Here is a 17,350-nt window from a genome sequence, read left to right on the forward strand (position 1 = left end):
CCGCTGCGATGCGATCGGCGAGATTCGGGTTCGACGGACCACTCATGACGGTGATTCGGCACCGCGGCCGTATCGGTTTGGATCCTGCGCCGATCCGCCCCTCGAGTGCTACGGTCAGGCGCGGCGTCGCAGCGGAAGGTCGCGCGCTCCCAGGCGTGAGAGCGTCGACGCGCCGTCGGGTGCGAACGTGATCATGAAGCCGACGTGGCACGACGGGCACCGCCAGCCGCCGGGGATGTCGCGCATCACGACACCGCACAGCGCGCACTGCGGCTGCTGGTAGGCGAGGTCGCCCGCCGACCAGTCGTCGGCGCCCGTCGAGGTCACGTCCGCGGGTCCTCGGACAGCGCAGCGGCGATCAGAGCGCTCATGTCGATCGGATGTGTGGGGGGCAGCACGACATCGCTGGGGGTGACGGCCTGCTCGCTCATGGGGGTACCTTCCGATCGGATGCCTCTGCCCTTCGATGTCGGCGATCGGCGGATCCTGACATCCGATGTCAGGATCCACGCACGACACGCATCTGTTCGTGAAGGCACAGGGGCCGAGGGGATGCGGTGGACGCTCGAGCGGACGCGGCGCGGACGCGTGAGATCATGGGCCGGTCATGCATTCCGGATTCGAAGCGCTCTACCGCGAGCAGTACGCGGGGGTTCTGAGGTACGTGGATCGACGACTGGGCGGCTTCGGCGCGGAGGACATCACCGCGTCGACGTTCGAGCTGGCCCTGAGGAAGCTCCCGGAGCGGCATCCGCATCCCGTCGGGTGGCTGTTCCGCACGGCGGAGAACCTCGTCAAGGCGGAAGTGCGCCGCCGAGAGCGCGAGCGCCGGGCGCTGCGCGACACCGAGGTGATCGGCCCCCCGGCCGCCGAGGATCCGGAGGTCGACACGCTCCGGGGCATCCTGCACTCCCTGCCGCGGGGCTATCGCGACGTGCTCCAGCTGACCTACTGGGACGGACTCGGCGCCGCCGACGCCGGAGTCGTGCTCGGATGCTCCGAGCAGGCCGTCTGGAAGCGCATCAGCCGTGCGAAGAAGGCGATCCGCGACGCATGGCCGCGGGATCGCGACGCGACGACGTGGGAGGAGGCGATGACCCGTGCCTGACGAGCGGATGACGGATGCCGAGCTCGATCGCCTGCTGGCGGCATCGAGCCCCTATCCCACGCGGGACACCGCCCTGGATGCACGGGCCGAAGCGCGACTGCGCGCACTGCTGGCCGAGCGACCGCAGCGTCGGCGCCGGCGGTTCGCGGTCTCCGTGTCGGTCCCTGTGCTGGCGGCCGCCGTCGTCGCCCTCCTCGTCGTGCTGGTGGTCGCTCCCTTCTCCGCGACTTCTCCGGCGGCTGCCGACGCGCTCCGCCCGCTGCAGCTCGCGGCATCCGGACTCACGGTCGCCGAGCAGGTCACGCGCGCCCAGGAGCAGCTCGCCGACGGATCCGGACCCGCGACCCCCGAACGCCGAGCCGTGACGGTGGCGTGGTACGCCCACGTGCAGATGGACGGACCGGATGCGGGTGCGGTGATCTCACCCGAGGTCGAGACGTGGACGTGGAACGAGGACTTCTCCGCGAACCTGCGCGTGACGGCCGGGCGCGCCTACACCCCCGCCGTCGACGGCAGCGAGCTGCCCGTGCGCGCCGACCTCTCACCGGCGGGCACGGTGCTGCGCGACGACGACTTCCCGGCATCGGACTTCGTCGTCGACGGCGAGCCTCCTCCCTGGATGGTCGCGGGCGACAGCGCGGACTTCTATCGGACCTATCTGCGCGAGGCCTACACCGTCGCAGGCGAGGATCCGTCTGCGGTGCTCCGGGCCGTCGGCGACCTCAAAGCCTGGTGGACGTTGACGGATGCGCAGGAGGCGAACATCCTCGAGGCCCTCCGGGACTATCCCGGGATCGAGCTCCGAGGCGTGACCCAGGATCGCGGCGGACGAGACGTGTTCGCGCTCAGCGCCGTGACGTCCGCAGGTCTGCACGAGGAGATGCTGCTCGTGTCGCTCGACACGGGGCGCATCGTAGGCTCCGAGACGACCTACCTCGGCGACGACCCCGAAATCCCGATGGCGCCGAACACGGTGATGAGCTATCGGCTGTGGGACCTCGCCGACGGCTGACGCGTGTCGGCACCCGGTGCGAGGATGGGCGCATGCCCGAGTCGCCCGAGGTGCAGGTCCAGGCCGAGTTCCTCGCCGAGCGGATCTCCGGGAGGGAGATCGTCGGCGCCGACCTCATCGAATTCCGCGCGCTGAAGACGCGCCAGCGGCCGCTCACGTCGATCGTGGGCGAGCGCGTGCGCGGTGTGCGCCGCTGCGGAAAACACATCGCGGTCGAGCTCTCGAGCGGATACCTGGTGATCTCGCTCGGCCGGCACGGGTGGGCCCGGTGGAGCGACGAGCACGTCGACGCGCCCGCCGACGCTCCACCCGCACTCGCCGTTCTCACGTTCGACGACGGCGGCGAGATCGCGTGGACGGATGCCGGAGACTGGGTCTCGCTCGGCCTCTTCGTGGTCGACGATCCGCTCGACGTGCCCGCCGTCGCGGCGCTCGGCCCGGATCCCGCCGATGAGTCGTTCACCCGCGACGACTTCGACTCGGTCACCCGCGGCCGCCGGAAGCAGATCAAAGCGATCCTGCAGGAGCAGAGCTCGCTCGCCGGCATCGGCAACGCCTACTCCGACGAGATCCTCCATGCGGCGAGGACCTCACCCGTCGCACTCGCCGCCGCGCTCGACGGCGCTGCTCTCGACGGCGTCTTCGACGCCATGCTCCTCACCGTCCGCGGTGCGATCGCGGCGCGGCGGGGCATCCCGATCGCGGAGCTCAAGGCAGCGAAGGTCGCGGCGATGCGCGTGCACGGACGTACCGGCGAGCCCTGCCCCGTGTGCGGCGACGAGGTCCGCGACGTCCGGTTCGCGAGCACGACGGCGCAGTACTGCCCGACGTGTCAGACCGGGGGAGCGCTGCTGTAGCGCTCCGCTCGGCGGACTATCTCAGGCGTCCTCGTCCTCTTCGGGCTCGAAGGTGGACTGCACACCGGTGTGGCCCGCGGCGACGCCGTCGGGGTGGGCCGGGATCGTGCCGTCCTGGCCGAGTCCGCCGGGCTTGGTCTCCGCCTCGTCGCGTTCGGCGTCGGAAGAGTTCTCGAGATCGCGTTCCATGGTCTGCTCCCTTGCGGTCGGCGGATGCCGTGACCTCGACGGTACGCGCCGCCGGGCGCGGGCCGCAGGGGCTTGCGTCGGGCCGGGTGATCGCCTACGCGGCACGAGGGCAGGGATAGGATCGGGTCATGGCCACGTCGAACCTCCCGACCCCCTCGCTCCAGCCGCTGCAGACCCTGCCTCAGGCGGGCGATGACAAGAACCTCCTCGTCGCGCTCGACGAGGGTGCGTCGTGCTGCGGCGGCGGGTGCTGCAGCACCGACTGAGCACCCCCTCGATGCCCGATCCCGCTGCCGGCCGGCTCGCCCGACTGGGCCGCGTTCTCATCTCCGAGGAATCCGTCTACGGGCTGATCCTCGTGTCGGGGATGATCGTCGTCAGCAACAGCCTGACCGGCACCTCGGCGAATGCGCTCCTGACCGTCGTCGTGACGGTCATCGTCTTCTTCGCCGCGCACGTCTACGCCGGCACGATCGCCGGTCTCGCCCGCACGCACCGCGGCGACCTCAGGGCCAGCTTCTCGGCCGCCATCCATCACTCCGAGGGCATGCTCCTCGTCTCCGTCGTGCCGCTCGTGATCCTGCTGCTCGGTGTGAGCCGCGTCATCGACGATGAGCTGGCGATCTGGACCGCGCTCGTCGTCGACACGGTGATCCTCGGTCTGCTCGGCTGGTTCGCCGTCGCGCGGTGGGACGGGCGTTTCTGGGTGCGGCTCACGAGCGCCCTGATCACGGCGGCGTTCGGCGGCATCCTGATCATGCTGAAGTCGCTCATCCACCACTGAGCGACAGCGGACGGGTCAGCGCGACAGCGGCGACAGGAGGGCGTCCGTCAGCCGCGGACTCAGCCCCGCCATCTCCTCGACCGGCACGGCGAGGGCCTGCAGAGCGCGACTGAAGTAGTTGCGCGCCGCGGCCGCCAGGGTGATGTCCACGATCTGGCGATCGGTGAAGCCGACGTCGCGCAGCGACTGACTGTCGCGGTCGGTCATGGCGTCGGCATCCGTGGACAGTCGTGTGGCGTACCTCATGACGGCGAGGTCGGCTTCGCTCAGCTCCGCCTGCTCGAAGTCGCGGGCGACGCGTTCGAGTTCGTCTTCGTCGAAGGCGCCCGCGCGCAGCGCCTTGCGCCCGTGGGCCATCAGACAGTGCGGCGACTTCACCGCGGCCGCCGCGGCGAGGGTCGCCAGCTCGTACGTGCGCACGCCGATCGACGGGATGACCGCGCCGAGCAGGGCCTCGAATGCGTCGAGAGCCTCGGGATTGACCACCATCGCGCGCGTGTGGGTGAAGACGAAGCCGTCGTCGTCGAGATCCTCGCGGTACTTCTCGGCGACATAGCCTCCGGCGGTGGCGGGCTCGGGTGTCGAGATGATCATGCTGCCTCCGGGTCTGTCGGGCACCACAGACAACAGTGCCCCTCCGACACCGAGTTCGGAAGGGCACTGCCTGATATACGATCAGTGCGCGGGCGGCCCCGCGTACTCCGCGTCGTCCGGCTTGCGGATGAGGAATGCGCCGATCAGCAGCGGTATCGAGATGATCGCAGCGAGCAGGAATGCGGCGTGCGCGCCCGCCGCACCAGCGACGGCGGCGGATGCCCCGTCGGCGGCAGCCGAGGCGGAGACGCCCGACATCACCGCGATGAGCACCGCGATGCCCGCCGCACCCGCGACCTGCTGGACCGTGCCGAGGATCGCCGACCCGTAGGAGTAGAACTTCGGCTGCAGCGAGCCGAGGGAGGCCGTGAACAGCGGGGTGAACGACAGCGCGAGTCCGAGCGAGAGCACGGTCTGGCCCGCGATGAGCGTCCACAGCGGCGTGGTCTCTGTGAACGTCGTGTAGAACCACAGCATCCCCACCGCGATGATCGCGCCCGGGACGAGCAGCACGCGAGCCCCGCGGGCGTCGTAGATGCGGCCGATGAACGGGCCGAGCAGACCCATCAGGAGCGAACCGGGGAGCACGGCGAGACCGGTCTCGAGCGGCGAGATGCCGAGCACGCTCTGCATGTAGAGCGGCAGGACCGTGATGACGCCGAAGAACGCCATCGACAGCAGGGCCATCTGCGCGATCGAGAGCGAGAAGTTCGCCGAGTGGAAGACCCGCAGATCGAGCAGGGCGTCGTCGCTGCGCTGCAGGCGCACCTGCCGCCACAGGAAGAGTCCCAGCGACACGGCGCCCACGCCGAGTGCGATCCACAGCGTCATCGTCGAGGTCGCGGCGGCCGAGGCATCCGCTGCTCCGCCGCCGTGGCTCGCCGCGCCGCCGATCTGGCTGAGGCCGTAGACGATGCCGCCGAAACCGAACGCGGACAGGATCACCGAGAGCACGTCGATCCGCGCGCGCGTGGTCTCACCGAGGTTGTGGATCCACTTCGCGCCGACCGCGAGGGCCACGAGCGCGATCGGGAGGACGATGCCGAAGATCCAGCGCCATCCGAGCGTATCGAGCAGAGCGCCCGACAGGGTGGGGCCGATCGCCGGAGCGAGCGACATCACGATGGAGACGCGGCCCATCATGCGGCCGCGGGCGTGCGGCGGCACGATCGTCATGATCGTGGTCATGAGCAGCGGCATCATGATGGCGGTGCCGGATGCCTGCACGACGCGGGCGACGACGAGCACCGGGAATCCGGGCGCGAGGAGGGCGACGAGCGTGCCGAGCGAGAACAGGCTCATCGCGGCGATGAACATCGCGCGGGTCGTGAACCGACGCAGCAGGAACCCCGTGATGGGGATGACGACGGCCATCGTGAGCATGAACGCCGTCGTGAGCCACTGGGCGTCGACGGCGGTGATGCCGAGATCTCCGATGAGGTGGGGGATCGCCACGCCCATCGTGGTCTCGTTCAGGATCGCGACGAACGCGGCCGCGAGGAGCAGCCAGATGACCCGGTTCTCTTCGGGACGGAGGGTGTGGCCCTGAGGGGCGGTCGTGCGGGCTGGGCCCGGCATCGTGGTCTCGGTGGCGGCCATGGGGCGTCTCCTCACTGCTCAGACGTCTTGCTCTGGCGAGGCTCGTGATGGTGTGCGCAGACGGCGCGAAGAGCGGAAGGGTCGCGGAAAGCCGCACCCCACGGCACGACAAACGATAACCGCCGGGTCGGACACGGCATTCCCCGATTCCGTGCGAACATTCAGAATATGTCCGGACGGCGATCGGCGGTGCTCGCACGCAGCGTCGTGTCGCTCGCCGCCGGCATCGCCGGCGGCCTCGTGGTGGGGCCGTTCCTCGGGCTCGCGGCGGCTCTCCTGGCGGGCTGGTCGGTGGTCGCGATCGTGAGCGTGGCCTGGATCCTGGTGCTGACCTGGCCGATGGACGCCGACCAGACGCGCGATCATGCCACGCGGGAGGATCCGGGGCGGCGCATCGCGCGCGTCATCGCGGTGGCGGGCAGCGTGGCCAGCCTCGGCGCCGTCGCCGTCGTCCTCGTCCAGACGCGGAACGTGAGTCTGGCGCAGTCGTTCCTGCTGGCCGCGATCGCCGTCGTCGCGGTCGCCGCGTCGTGGGCGCTGATCCAGGTCGACTACATGCTGCGCTACGCGCACCTGTACTACCGCGATCCCGTGGGGGGCATCGGCTTCAATCAGCAGGAGCCGCCGATGTACACCGATTTCGCGTACTTCTCCGTCGGGCTCGGCATGACGTACCAGGTCGCCGACACGAACGTGTCACGTAACGAGATCCGCCGGGTCGTGATCGCCCAGACGCTTCTGGCCTACCTGTTCGGCGCCGTCATCCTGGCGACGGTGATCAACCTCGTGACCGGACTGGGCTGAGCCGCCGTCAGACCTCGGTGCGCTCCTCGTCGGCGGGCTCGTCCCACTTCTCGGATCCGATCGCGTCGGTGACCTCGGGAGTGGGCTCGTTCTCCTCGATGTCCTTCGGAAGCGGCTCGATGAGCTCTTCGGTCGTCTTCGACTTCAGCTCGTCGATCGTCTCGCGCAGGGCGGCGAGATCGGCACCGTCGGGGGTGGCGGGGGAGTCGTTCGTGGTCATGGGTCAACCATAGCCGCGGTGTCGACACCGGAAACTAGGCTGGCGTGATGAGCATGGGCGGCATGGGCGGACGCGGCGTCGGCGGCGGACGCCCGGTCGATGAAGCGGCCCAGCGACGGCTCAACGCCGACGCCCCGCGCATCGATCGGATGGGCTCCCGCATCGTCGCGCTCTTCCGCCCCTACCTCGGCCGCATCATCGCGACGGGCGTCATCGTCGTCGTCGGTGCGGCCATCGCCGTCATCCCGCCGCTGCTCGTGCAGCGGATCTTCGACGATGCGCTCTTCCCCACCGACGGGTCGGGCGTCGACCTCGGCCTGCTGCTGCGGCTCGTGCTGATCATGATCGGCCTGTTCCTGTTCTCCGCCGCCCTCGGGGTCGTGCAGACGTGGCTCACGTCGACGGTCGGCAACAGCGTCACCGGCGACCTCCGCGTGAAGCTCTTCGAGCACCTGCAGGCGATGGAGCTCGGCTTCTTCACCCGCACCAAGACCGGCGTCATCCAGTCGCGCCTGCAGAACGACGTCGGCGGGGTGTCGGGGGTGCTCACCAGCACGGTGACGAGCATCCTGGGCAACGTCGTCACGGTCATCGCGTCGCTCGTGGCGATGATCCTCATCGACTGGCGGCTCACGATCATCGCGGTCGTCATGATGCCGATCCTCATCGTCGTGCAGCGGCGCGTCGGGCAGGTGCGCGCGCGCATCGCGGGCGAGACGCAGGAATCGCTCTCGGAGCTGACGTCGATCACGCAGGAGACGCTGTCGGTGAGCGGCATCCTCCTGTCCAAGGCCTTCAACCGACAGCGCACCGAGTCGGGTCGGTACCGCGCCGAGAACGCGAACCAGGTGCGTCTGCAGGTGCGGCGCGCCATGAGCGGCCAGGGCTTCTTCGCGGTGGTGCAGGTGCTGATGGCCAGCGTGCCGGCGGTCATCTATCTCGTGTCGGGCTATCTCATCTCCGGCGGCGTCGACACGATCACCGCCGGCACCGTCGTCGCGTTCACGACCGTGCAGGCGAGGCTGCTGCAGCCGCTGATGGGTCTCATGCGGGTGGCGCTCGACATCCAGACATCCGGAGCGCTGTTCGCGCGCATCTTCGAGTACCTCGATCTCGTGCCGGCGATCCGCGACGCCCCCGATGCCGTGTCGGCGGCCGCCGCACCCGGGCCCCTCGGGCGCATCGAGTTCCGCGACGTGCGGTTCGCCTATCCGGATGCCGCGCCCGACGCCCGCCCCACCCTCCAGGGCGTGTCGTTCACGGCCGAACCGGGTCAGCACGTCGCGTTCGTCGGCCCCTCCGGCGCCGGGAAGACGACGATCCTGTACCTGGCCCCGCGCCTGTACGAGGCGACCGGCGGAGCCGTGCTGTTCGCCGGAGAAGACGTGCGCCGGCTGACGCAGGAGTCGATCATCGACCAGGTCGGCATCGTCTCGCAGGAGACGTACCTCTTCCATGCGACCATCCGCGACAACCTGATGTACGCCAAGCCCGACGCCACGCAGGCCGAGCTCGAGGCCGCGTGCACGGCCGCCAACATCCACCACATCATCACGGGGTTCGAAGAGGGCTACGACACCGTCGTGGGCGAGCGCGGCTACCGCCTCTCGGGCGGGGAGAAGCAGCGCATCGCGATCGCGCGCGTGCTGCTGAAGGACCCGCCCGTGCTGCTGCTCGACGAGGCGACGTCCGCTCTCGACACCGTGTCGGAGCGCGTGGTGCAGGAGGCGCTGGATGCCGCGGCCCGGGGCAGAACGACCCTGTCGATCGCGCATCGACTGTCGACCGTGATCGGCGCCGATGTCATCCACGTCGTCGAGGCCGGACGCGTCGTCGAATCGGGGACGCATGCGTCGCTGCTCGCGCAGGGCGGACTGTACTCGGAGCTCGCGGCGCAGCAGCTCGCGGCGTCACGGATCCTGGAGACGGAGGAGGCCGATCCGCCTGCGGCGCTGCCCGAGCGACGCGCCGATCGGGCTCCGTCCGACTCCGACGGGGCGGCCGCTGCCTCGCTGCTGGTCGACGACGCGCCCGCCATCGAGCGCGGATGGCCGAACTCAGGCGACGACGGCGCGTACGTGCCGCAGCCCGGCTCCGACGATCCGCGGGCCTGACCGTCTCACCACAGCGCCGCGGCGGAGGCCGCAGCGGACGGCGTGACGTCGGCGGCGCGCGAGCCGAGGTCGCGGGCGAACGCTCCGAGAGCGCGACGGTAGGCGTCATCCGGATGCGTGCGGGCGATCTCGACGAGCGGAGGCAGGTCCATGTCCTGAATCAGTCGCACTCGCGCGCGCACGGCGGAGCGATGACCCGATGCCTCGAACACGGCGATGCCGCCGGTCATGGCCTCGAGGTAGTCGTGCAGAACGGGCACGGTGCCCTTGCCCTGCGTGATCGACGAGCCGTCCGCGCGCTCGCGCCAGTGCACGATCACGTCGGGGACCGTGTCGAAGCGGCGCGACTGCGCATACATCCGTGCGGCGACGATCTGGTCCTCGTACAGCTTGCCCTCGGGGAAGCGGAGACCCGCGCGGCGCCAGAAGTCGGTGCGGGCGACCTTGGACCACGCGACGATGTTGCCGGATGCCTCCGGGTGCGCCTCGATGGTGGTGCCGCGCTGCGCGGGGGCGGTCGCCGCCGCGACCCATGGCTGCACGACGCCGGGCGAATACGCCCCGCCCGCGTCGGGCTTGAGTCGCACATAGGCTCCGACCACGAAGTCGCTCCCCGTCTCCTCGAGGGTGCCGAGGAGGCTCTCGAGCGCGCGGTCCGTGAGGATGTCGTCGGCGTCGAGGAATCCGAGATACGGCGTGTCGACGGCGTCCAGGCCGGCGTTGCGCGCGGCCCCGAGACCGCGGCGGGAGGCGTGGTGGACGACGCGGAACCGCTCATCGCGCGCGGCGGCGGCGTCGAACAGTCGACCCGTCGCATCCGTCGAGGCGTCGTCGATCAGGACGGCCGTCCAGTCGCCGCGCGTCTGTCGGCGGAGCGAGTCGATCGCCTCTTCGGCGTAGGCGGCGACGTCGAAGCCGGGCACGATGAGGGTGATCGCGGCGGGAGGCACGTGCCCGATCGTACTGGCAGAGCGGATGCCGGAGGTCGGCGGACGCTCAGCCGCTGACGGCGGCGACGGATGCCGCGACGGCGTCGGCGATCGCGTCGGGTGAGCCCTGCATCTTGTGCGGGAAAGTGAAGCGCACGGCGGTCTGGGCGACCTCCGGCGAGACGCCCATCGCGAGCAGCACGTGCGAGGGCTCGTCGCTTCCGGCCGCGCACGCCGATCCGCTCGACGACACGATCCCGCGTCGCTCGAGCTCGAGCAGCACGGCCTCGCCGCTCGTGCCGGCGAAGGTGAACGAGGCCGTGGCGGGAAGGCGGTGACGCGGATCGCCGGTCATGCGCGCACTCGGCACGAGTGAGAGCACGCGCGCGGTGAAGGCATCCCGCAGCGCCGCCAGTCGGGCCGCGTCGTCGAGGCGTTCAGATTCGGCCAGCTCGAGGGCGACCGCGAGCCCGACCGCCCCGGCGACGTCCTCCGTGCCGCTGCGGCGTCCGCGTTCCTGCCCGCCGCCGTGGAGGAGGGGCTCGAGAGGGATGCGTCCCCGCACCGCCAGGGCGCCGACGCCCTTCGGGGTGCCGAGCTTGTGGCCGGCGATCGAGATCGCGTCGGCGCCGACGGTGTCGAGCGGAAGCCAGCCCGCGGCCTGCACGGCGTCCACGTGCAGGGGAACCCCCCGCTCGCGGGCGACGGCGGCTATGCCCGCGACGTCCTGCACCGTGCCCACCTCGTTGTTCGCGTAGCCGATGCTCACGAGCGCCGTGTCGTCGCGCAGCGCATCGGCGACGGCATCCGGAGTCACCCGTGCGGTCGAGGTCACGGCGGCCATCGTCGCATCGAAGCCGTGGATGCGGCGGAGGTGGTCGACGGACTCGAGGATCGATTCGTGCTCGATCGCGGTCGTCACGACGTGCCGGCGCCCGGTCGCCGCGATCGCGATGCCCTTGACCGCGAGATTGTTGGCCTCGGTGCCGCCCGACGTGAAAACGACGTCGCCGGCGCGCATCCCGAGGGCGCGGGCGACGCGCGCCCGGGCGTCGGCGAGGGCGTCGGCGGCCGCCTCGCCGACGGTGTGGTGGCTCGACGGATTGCCGAACCAGCGGGTGAGGAACGGCATCATCGCCTCGAGCACCTCCGGGCGCACCGGGGTCGTCGCGGCGTTGTCGAGGTAGAGCACGTCAGCCATCCGTGCGGATGCGCACGTCGAGACCGAGGTCGAGCGCGCGCGCGGAGTGGGTGAGGGCACCCACCGAGATGACGTCGACGCCGGTCTCGGCGATCGCGCGCACCGTCTCGAGCGACACGCCCCCGGATGCCTCGACCGTCACGCGTCCGTCGATCAGCGCGACGCCGGCCCGCAGATCCTCGAGGGAGAAGTTGTCCAGCATGATCGTGCCGATGCCGCGCGCCCCCAGCCCGGCGGCGAGCACCGGCTCGATCTGCTCGAGCCGATCCACCTCCACCTCGACGTGCGTCGTGTGGGGGAGGCGGCTCAGGGCCGCCGTGAGCGCCGCCGTGACCGACGCGTGCTTCTCCGCGAGCACGGCCAAGTGGTTGTCCTTGGCCATGACGGCGTCCGACAGCGAGAAGCGGTGGTTGTGACCGCCGCCGTTGCGCACGGCGTGGCGCTCGAACTGACGCAGTCCGGGTGTCGTCTTGCGGGTGTCGACGATCCGCGCCGTGGTGTGCGCGACCTCGGCGACGTACAGCGCCGTCAGCGTCGCCGTGCCCGACATCCGCTGGGCGAAGTTGAGGCCGATCCGCTCGGCGGTCAGCACCGACCGGGCGGGTCCGTGCACGGTCGCGAGCACGGCGCCGCGCTCGAAGAACTCGCCGTCGTCGACGAGCAGCCGCACCTCCACGGTGGGGTCCGTCAGGCGGAACGCGGCGGCGAACACCTCGCCGCCACTGAACACCCCGGACTCGCGCGCGGTCAGGTCGGCAGTGGCCCGGGCGTCTTCGGGGATCAGGTACTCGCTCGTCACGTCGCCCCACGGGGCGTCCTCTTCGAGGGCCGCCGCGACGACACGGTCGATGTGGGCTTGCGTCAGCATCAGCGGACTCCCATCGCGACGTCGACGGGCGCGGCCGCGAGGGCCCCGGCATCGCGTCGGAAGTGCGCACCGACCGAATCCGGGCGCGCGAGAGCGGCGGCGACCAGGGCCTGACCGACGTCGAGGAGGTTGTGGTCCTCGAACTCCGCCTCGGTCCGCGGCGCGGCGATCGAGAGACGCCACGTCGCGAGGACGGATGCCGCGCGCCGCAAGCCGGATTCGTCGCGGACGAGGCCGGCGTGCTCCCACATCAGCCGTTGGAGCGCTTTCCGTGAGAACGCGGGGGCGTCCTCGTCCCCTGTCGAGCCGACTGTCGAGGCCGCCGTTCGGGGCGAACGAACGGTCGGTCCGGCCCAGGTCGCGGCGGCAGCATCCGCCGCGATCGCGTCGCCCGCGCGCGCGCCGAACACCGCGCCCTCGAGCAGCGAGTTGGAGGCGAGCCGGTTGGCGCCGTGCACGCCGGTGCGCGCCACCTCGCCCACGGCGTACAGGCCGGGGAGCGTGGTGCGTCCGTGGAGGTCGGTCGTCACGCCGCCCATCAGATAGTGGGCGGCCGGTGCGACCGGGATCGGCTCGCGCGCCCAGTCCAGCCCGCGTGCGCGCACCGCCGCGTCGATCGTCGGGAAGCGCTCGGCGAGGAACGCGCGCGTCTCGGCCTCGGTGGACCGCAGGTGCGTCGCATCGAGGAAGACGGGGCGTCCGTCCTGCTGTTCCATCGCATCGGCGATCGCCCGGGCCACGACGTCTCGTGGGGCGAGCTCGCCGTCGGGATGCACATCGAGGGCGAAGCGGTGCCCGTTCTCGTCGAGGAGGGTCGCCCCTTCGCCGCGGACGGCTTCGGACACGAGAAACGCGTCGCCGCGCGCGATGATCGTGGGGTGGAACTGGAAGAACTCCAGATCGGTCACGTCGACGCCGGCGCGGAGAGCCGCCGCGATGCCGTCGCCGGTCGCCACCGGAGGATTGGTCGTGTAGGCGTAGAGCTCGCCCGCGCCGCCGGTCGCGAGCACGACCGCCTCGGCCTCGAGCGTCTCGCGCCTGCCCGGAGTCGATTCCGCATCGCCGACGAGCAGGTCGACGCCCGCGACCCGGTCGTCACGCACGAGGAGATCGACGAGGAACGCGTGCTCGACGACCCGCACATCGCTCGCCCGCAGCCGTGCGACGAGGGCCTTCTCGATCGCGGTGCCGGTCGCATCGCCGCCGGAGTGCAGGATGCGGGGATACGAGTGCGCGGCTTCGAGGCCCTTCACGTACGCGCCGTCGGCCCCGCGGTCGAACGCGACGCCGAGCGACACGAGCTCGCGGATGCGCGACGGCCCCTCCTCGGCGAGCACGCGCACGGCCTCGGGGTCGCTCAGGCCGGCTCCCGCGACGATCGTGTCGTGGATGTGGTCTTCGGTGCGGTCGTCGTCGAACATGACGCCCGCGATCCCGCCCTGGGCGAAGCGCGTGTTCGCATGCTCGAGCACGTCCTTCGTGACGAGCGTCACACGGCAGCCGTGCTCGACTGCGTGCAGCGCGACGGTGAGGCCGGCGATCCCCGACCCCACGACGACGGCGTGGACGGTCATGCCCCCGTCCCGTCGGCAGGCGCCGGAGCGGGCGGGGTCAGCGAGGGCGCCGCCGGAGGCTTGGCCGCCAGCATCCGCTCGAGTGCGAGGCGCGCGGGCTCGGCCACGTCGCCCGGCACCGTGATGCGGTTGAGCACCTGTCCTGCGACGAGTCCCTCCAGGACCCACGCGAGATACCCGGGGTGGATGCGGTACATCGTCGAGCACGGGCAGACGACCGGATCGAGGCAGAAGATCTCGTGCTGCGGGTGGGCCGCCGCGAGACGCTGCACGAGGTTGACCTCGGTGCCGATCGCGAACGTCGTGGGCTCCGTCGCGCCTTCGATGGCGCGGCGGATGTAGTCGGTCGACCCGGCCTCGTCGGCGGCATCCACCACCGCCATCGGGCACTCGGGGTGCACGATGACGCGCACGCCGGGGTGCTCGGCGCGGGCCTTGTCGATCTGGTCGACCGAGAACCGGCGGTGCACGGAGCAGAAGCCGTGCCACAGGATGACGCGCGAGTCCTCGAGCTCTCCCGCGGTGGACCCGCCGAACGGCTTGTTCGGATTCCACATCGGCATCTGCTCGAGCGGCACCCCCATGGCCTTGGCGGTGTTGCGGCCCAGGTGCTGGTCGGGGAAGAACAGCACGCGGCGCCCGCGGGCGAACGCCCACTCCAGCACGGTCTGGGCGTTCGACGACGTGCAGACGATCCCGCCGTGGCGGCCGACGAAGCCCTTGATCGCGGCGGAGGAGTTCATGTAGGTCACGGGGACGACCGGCACGAGCCCGTCGGCGTCGACGGCGTCGAGGTCGCCGAAGATCTCCTCCAGCTGCTCCCAGCACTCCTCCACCTGGTCGATGTCGGCCATGTCGGCCATGGAGCACCCGGCGGCGAGGTTGGGGAGGATGACGGCCTGCTCCGGCCTCGACAGGAGGTCGGCGGTCTCTGCCATGAAGTGCACGCCGCAGAAGACGATCGCCTCGGCCTCGGGATGCGCCTTCGCCGCGTTCGCGAGCTGGAACGAGTCGCCCACGTAGTCGGCGTGGAGCACGACCTCCTCGCGCTGGTAGAAGTGGCCGAGCACGACGACACGGTCGCCGAGGGCGGCCTTGGCCGCACGGATGCGGTCGGCCAGCTCGTCCTCCGACGCCTCCCGGTAGTCCGCCGGGAGCTCGCCCTGCCGCGGCGAGCCGGTCGGGATGACATCGCCCATCGACGAGCCCGGCCCGTACCCGGGGCGGCTGTCGAAGTTCCACGGGCCCGCCGCGAGGTCGGTGTTGCACGTGTCGGCGTTGGAGGCGCCGGCGACGATCGCCTGGATCTCGTGGTCGACGGACGGGTCGACCGGCCGGGGCTGGAGGGTGAGGGTGACGGCGGGCATGGCCTTCTCTTCTCGGGGGTGTGGATCGGGTGTCAGCGAGCGGGGTCGTCCGCGCCGTGCACGCGGACGGGTCCGCGGTCGGCGAGCTCGACGTCCCGGTTGTAGCGGTACAGGCGCGCGGGACGATGGCTGCCCGTGCGGAAGTCGTCGGTCGGGATGAGGGTCGCGGAGCTCTCGACCTGCCGGCGGAAGTTGGCAGGGTCGAGACGCCGCCCGAGGATCGCCTCGTAGACCTCGCGCAGCTCGGCGAGCGTGAACTCGTCGGGGAGGAGGCCGTGGGCGATGCGGCTGTAGCCGACCTTGTTGCGCAAGCGCCACAGGGCGTACTCGACGATCTCGTTGTGGTCGAACGCGAGAGGGGGCAGCTCGCCCGCCTCGAACCACGCGACGTTCTCCAGGTCGACGTCGGCGCCGGTCAGCATCGTGGAGGCGTCCTCCTCGCGAACGAGCGCCCAGTAGACGATCGAGACCACGCGGGTGGGGGAGCGTTCCACGGCTCCGAACGCGTACAGCTGCTCGAGATGGCTGGGCGCGAGCCCCGTCGTCTCGGCGAGGGTGCGGGATGCGGCGGCATCCAGGCTCTCCGCGATGTCGAGCCATCCGCCCGGGAGCGCCCACTGGCCCTCGTGCGGGTCGCGCGTGCGTCGCACGAGTGGCAGCACGACCGTGGGTCGATCCGACCCCGTCGGCCGGCGCAGGCTGAAGATCACCGTCGACACGGCGACGCGCGTGACGTCGTCGGCGGATGCCGGTGCGCCGCCGGCCTCGGGAAGGGTGCTTGTTCGTGTCATTGTGACTTTAACCTTGGGTCGATCTTATAGTCGATCTGACCTGAAGGGCAAATGCCGGGCGCCGTGGATACTCAGCCACGTCGCCTACAGTGGGGCGCTGAGCGAGAGGAGCTCGGGATGCTGGTGGTCGACGTCATCGCCGTCGCGGCACTCGTCGTCGCGCTCGCCGTCGGCATCGCCCGCGGCTTCCTCGCCAGCATCGGCACGATCGCGGGCCTCGTGGCAGGTGCGCTCGCCGCGTACTGGCTCGTCCCCCTCGCCGGCCCCTGGATCCCGGATGCCTCGTGGCGCGGCATCGCGCTCGCTGCGGGAGCGGTCGTCGTCGTCATCGTGGGCGCCGCACTGGGCACGCTCATCGGCGAGACGCTGCGCTCCGGCGCCGACCGCATCAAGCTCAAGACGATCGACCGGATCCTCGGCGGCGTGTTCAGCACGGTCGCCACCGCTCTCGTGCTGCTCATGGTCGGGGCCACCGTGACGGCCACGGGAATGCCCGCCCTCGCACCGGCGGTCGCCTCCTCACGCGTCCTGGGACTCCTCGACGAGCTCACACCTCCGCCCGTCGACACCGCCCTCGCCCAGCTGCGCGGGGCGGTCGTCGACGAAGGCCTCCCACGACTCGGCGAGCTGCTGCGGTCTGAGGTCGCCCCCACGTCACCGCCCGTCGCCCTCGACGATCCCGAGCTCCAGACCGCCGCGGCATCCGTCGCCCGCATCAGCGGAACCGCCTACGCGTGCGGCGTCGCCCTCACCGGATCGGGCTTCGTCGCGGCGCCCGACCTCGTGGTCACGAACGCGCACGTCGTCGCCGGAGTGGATCTTCCCGTCGTGGAGCTGCCCGGGCGCGAAGCGCGCGAGGGGCGGATCGTCTACTTCGATCCGGTCGACGACCTCGCCGTCATCGCCGTCGACGGGCTCGCCGCGGCGCCCCTCACCGAGATCGATCAGCTCGCGCCCGGCACGGCTGCGGTGGTGCAGGGCTATCCGCTGGGCGGACCGTTCACCTCCACCCCCGCGCACGTGCTGTCGGTCGGCGTCGTGCCCGTTCCGGGGATCGACGGCGCGTCGGCGGCACCGCGTGAGATCTACTCGCTGCAGGCCGACGTGCTGCCGGGCAACTCCGGGGGTCCTCTGCTCACCGAGGCCGGCCAGGTGGCCGGCGTGGTGTTCGCCCGCGGCGACGACGGTCAGTCGCGCGGCTACGCAATGACGACGAACGAGCTGCGTCCGGCGCTCGCCGGGTCGTCGGCGAGCGGCCCGACGGTGTCGACCGGGGCCTGCAAGCCCTAGCCGACCGGCGTCTTCGCTGCCCCGCGCGCGCTATGCTGTGCGGACAAGT

Annotated in this window: 19 protein-coding genes; 8 read left to right on the top strand and 11 right to left on the bottom strand. The window is 71.0% G+C overall.

Features of this window, described 5'->3' with window-relative positions; translation table 11 throughout:
• Positions 1 to 114: 114 nt before the first annotated feature.
• Positions 115 to 327, bottom strand: a complete 213-nt coding sequence (locus B0B14_RS04325) for a hypothetical protein (protein ID WP_076680259.1) — start codon at positions 325 to 327, stop codon at positions 115 to 117.
• Positions 328 to 607: 280 nt separating this feature from the next.
• Between B0B14_RS04325 and B0B14_RS04330 the strand changes: the two genes are divergently transcribed.
• Genes B0B14_RS04330 through B0B14_RS04340 form a run of 3 tightly spaced genes read left to right on the top strand, consistent with a single transcriptional unit; the run spans position 608 to position 2,977 of the window.
• On the top strand, positions 608 to 1,108 hold the full coding sequence (locus B0B14_RS04330; RefSeq protein WP_076680260.1) for an RNA polymerase sigma factor: 501 nt from the start codon (positions 608 to 610) through the stop codon (positions 1,106 to 1,108).
• A complete protein-coding gene (locus B0B14_RS04335; protein ID WP_143733616.1) occupies positions 1,101 to 2,120 on the top strand; it encodes a hypothetical protein in 1,020 nt (339 codons plus the stop codon). The genes B0B14_RS04330 and B0B14_RS04335 overlap by 8 nt, the downstream gene beginning before the upstream one ends.
• A 32-nt stretch (positions 2,121 to 2,152) precedes the next feature.
• Entirely contained in the window at positions 2,153 to 2,977 is an 825-nt protein-coding gene (locus tag B0B14_RS04340) for a DNA-formamidopyrimidine glycosylase family protein (RefSeq protein ID WP_076680262.1), read from the top strand.
• Between the two features lie 21 nt (positions 2,978 to 2,998).
• On the opposite strand, the gene B0B14_RS16455 is transcribed toward B0B14_RS04340, so the two are convergent.
• Complete coding sequence (locus B0B14_RS16455; protein ID WP_179085264.1) at positions 2,999 to 3,166, bottom strand: hypothetical protein; 168 nt, start codon at positions 3,164 to 3,166, stop codon at positions 2,999 to 3,001.
• Between the two features lie 128 nt (positions 3,167 to 3,294).
• Between B0B14_RS16455 and B0B14_RS16460 the strand changes: the two genes are divergently transcribed.
• Positions 3,295 to 3,432 carry a hypothetical protein gene (locus B0B14_RS16460; protein ID WP_179085265.1) on the top strand — a complete coding sequence of 46 codons (138 nt, stop codon included), beginning with the start codon at positions 3,295 to 3,297 and terminating at the stop codon, positions 3,430 to 3,432.
• Between the two features lie 11 nt (positions 3,433 to 3,443).
• Positions 3,444 to 3,950, top strand: coding sequence for a hypothetical protein (locus B0B14_RS04345; RefSeq protein WP_076681269.1), 507 nt, complete (start codon positions 3,444 to 3,446; stop codon positions 3,948 to 3,950).
• Positions 3,951 to 3,965: 15 nt separating this feature from the next.
• Here B0B14_RS04345 and B0B14_RS04350 read toward each other — a convergent pair whose 3' ends face one another.
• Both B0B14_RS04350 and B0B14_RS04355 read right to left on the bottom strand, forming a co-directional pair.
• Positions 3,966 to 4,544 (bottom strand): carboxymuconolactone decarboxylase family protein, encoded by a 579-nt coding sequence (locus tag B0B14_RS04350; protein WP_076680263.1) that lies wholly within the window; start codon positions 4,542 to 4,544, stop codon positions 3,966 to 3,968.
• Positions 4,545 to 4,625: 81 nt separating this feature from the next.
• Positions 4,626 to 6,143 carry a DHA2 family efflux MFS transporter permease subunit gene (locus tag B0B14_RS04355; RefSeq protein ID WP_083710328.1) on the bottom strand — a complete coding sequence of 506 codons (1,518 nt, stop codon included), beginning with the start codon at positions 6,141 to 6,143 and terminating at the stop codon, positions 4,626 to 4,628.
• Between the two features lie 168 nt (positions 6,144 to 6,311).
• Here B0B14_RS04355 and B0B14_RS04360 point away from each other — a divergent pair, with 168 nt between their 5' ends.
• Positions 6,312 to 6,947 (top strand): DUF1345 domain-containing protein, encoded by a 636-nt coding sequence (locus tag B0B14_RS04360; protein ID WP_076680264.1) that lies wholly within the window; start codon positions 6,312 to 6,314, stop codon positions 6,945 to 6,947.
• A gap of 7 nt (positions 6,948 to 6,954) precedes the next feature.
• Here the strand turns inward: B0B14_RS04360 and B0B14_RS04365 are convergent, their stop codons facing one another.
• A complete protein-coding gene (locus tag B0B14_RS04365) occupies positions 6,955 to 7,167 on the bottom strand; it encodes a hypothetical protein (RefSeq protein ID WP_076680265.1) in 213 nt (70 codons plus the stop codon).
• A 53-nt stretch (positions 7,168 to 7,220) separates the two neighbouring features.
• On the opposite strand from B0B14_RS04365, the gene B0B14_RS04370 reads away from it, so the two are divergent.
• Complete coding sequence (locus B0B14_RS04370) at positions 7,221 to 9,281, top strand: ABC transporter ATP-binding protein (RefSeq protein WP_083710330.1); 2,061 nt, start codon at positions 7,221 to 7,223, stop codon at positions 9,279 to 9,281.
• A gap of 5 nt (positions 9,282 to 9,286) precedes the next feature.
• On the opposite strand, the gene B0B14_RS04375 is transcribed toward B0B14_RS04370, so the two are convergent.
• The 6 genes from B0B14_RS04375 to B0B14_RS04400 are packed head-to-tail and all read right to left on the bottom strand — an operon-like array spanning position 9,287 to position 16,011.
• On the bottom strand, positions 9,287 to 10,231 hold the full coding sequence (locus B0B14_RS04375; protein WP_076680266.1) for a glycosyltransferase family 2 protein: 945 nt from the start codon (positions 10,229 to 10,231) through the stop codon (positions 9,287 to 9,289).
• A 46-nt stretch (positions 10,232 to 10,277) separates the two neighbouring features.
• Positions 10,278 to 11,402 (bottom strand): cysteine desulfurase family protein, encoded by a 1,125-nt coding sequence (locus tag B0B14_RS04380; protein ID WP_076680267.1) that lies wholly within the window; start codon positions 11,400 to 11,402, stop codon positions 10,278 to 10,280.
• Between the two features lies 1 nt (position 11,403).
• Complete coding sequence (gene nadC / locus B0B14_RS04385; RefSeq protein WP_076680268.1) at positions 11,404 to 12,279, bottom strand: carboxylating nicotinate-nucleotide diphosphorylase; 876 nt, start codon at positions 12,277 to 12,279, stop codon at positions 11,404 to 11,406.
• Positions 12,279 to 13,853, bottom strand: a complete 1,575-nt coding sequence (gene nadB / locus B0B14_RS04390; protein ID WP_076680269.1) for an L-aspartate oxidase — start codon at positions 13,851 to 13,853, stop codon at positions 12,279 to 12,281. The genes nadC and nadB overlap by 1 nt, the downstream gene beginning before the upstream one ends.
• Positions 13,850 to 15,220: a quinolinate synthase NadA gene (gene nadA, locus B0B14_RS04395; RefSeq protein ID WP_076680270.1), complete on the bottom strand. Its 1,371-nt coding sequence runs from the start codon at positions 15,218 to 15,220 to the stop codon at positions 13,850 to 13,852. The genes nadB and nadA overlap by 4 nt, the downstream gene beginning before the upstream one ends.
• 32 nt (positions 15,221 to 15,252) lie before the next feature.
• A complete protein-coding gene (locus B0B14_RS04400) occupies positions 15,253 to 16,011 on the bottom strand; it encodes an NUDIX hydrolase (protein WP_083710331.1) in 759 nt (252 codons plus the stop codon).
• A gap of 117 nt (positions 16,012 to 16,128) precedes the next feature.
• Between B0B14_RS04400 and B0B14_RS04405 the strand changes: the two genes are divergently transcribed.
• Positions 16,129 to 17,301 carry a MarP family serine protease gene (locus B0B14_RS04405; protein WP_076680271.1) on the top strand — a complete coding sequence of 391 codons (1,173 nt, stop codon included), beginning with the start codon at positions 16,129 to 16,131 and terminating at the stop codon, positions 17,299 to 17,301.
• Positions 17,302 to 17,350: the final 49 nt, after the last annotated feature.

Origin of the sequence: Microbacterium sp. RU33B (assembly GCF_900155915.1) — a bacterium.
Classification (GTDB): domain Bacteria; phylum Actinomycetota; class Actinomycetes; order Actinomycetales; family Microbacteriaceae; genus Microbacterium.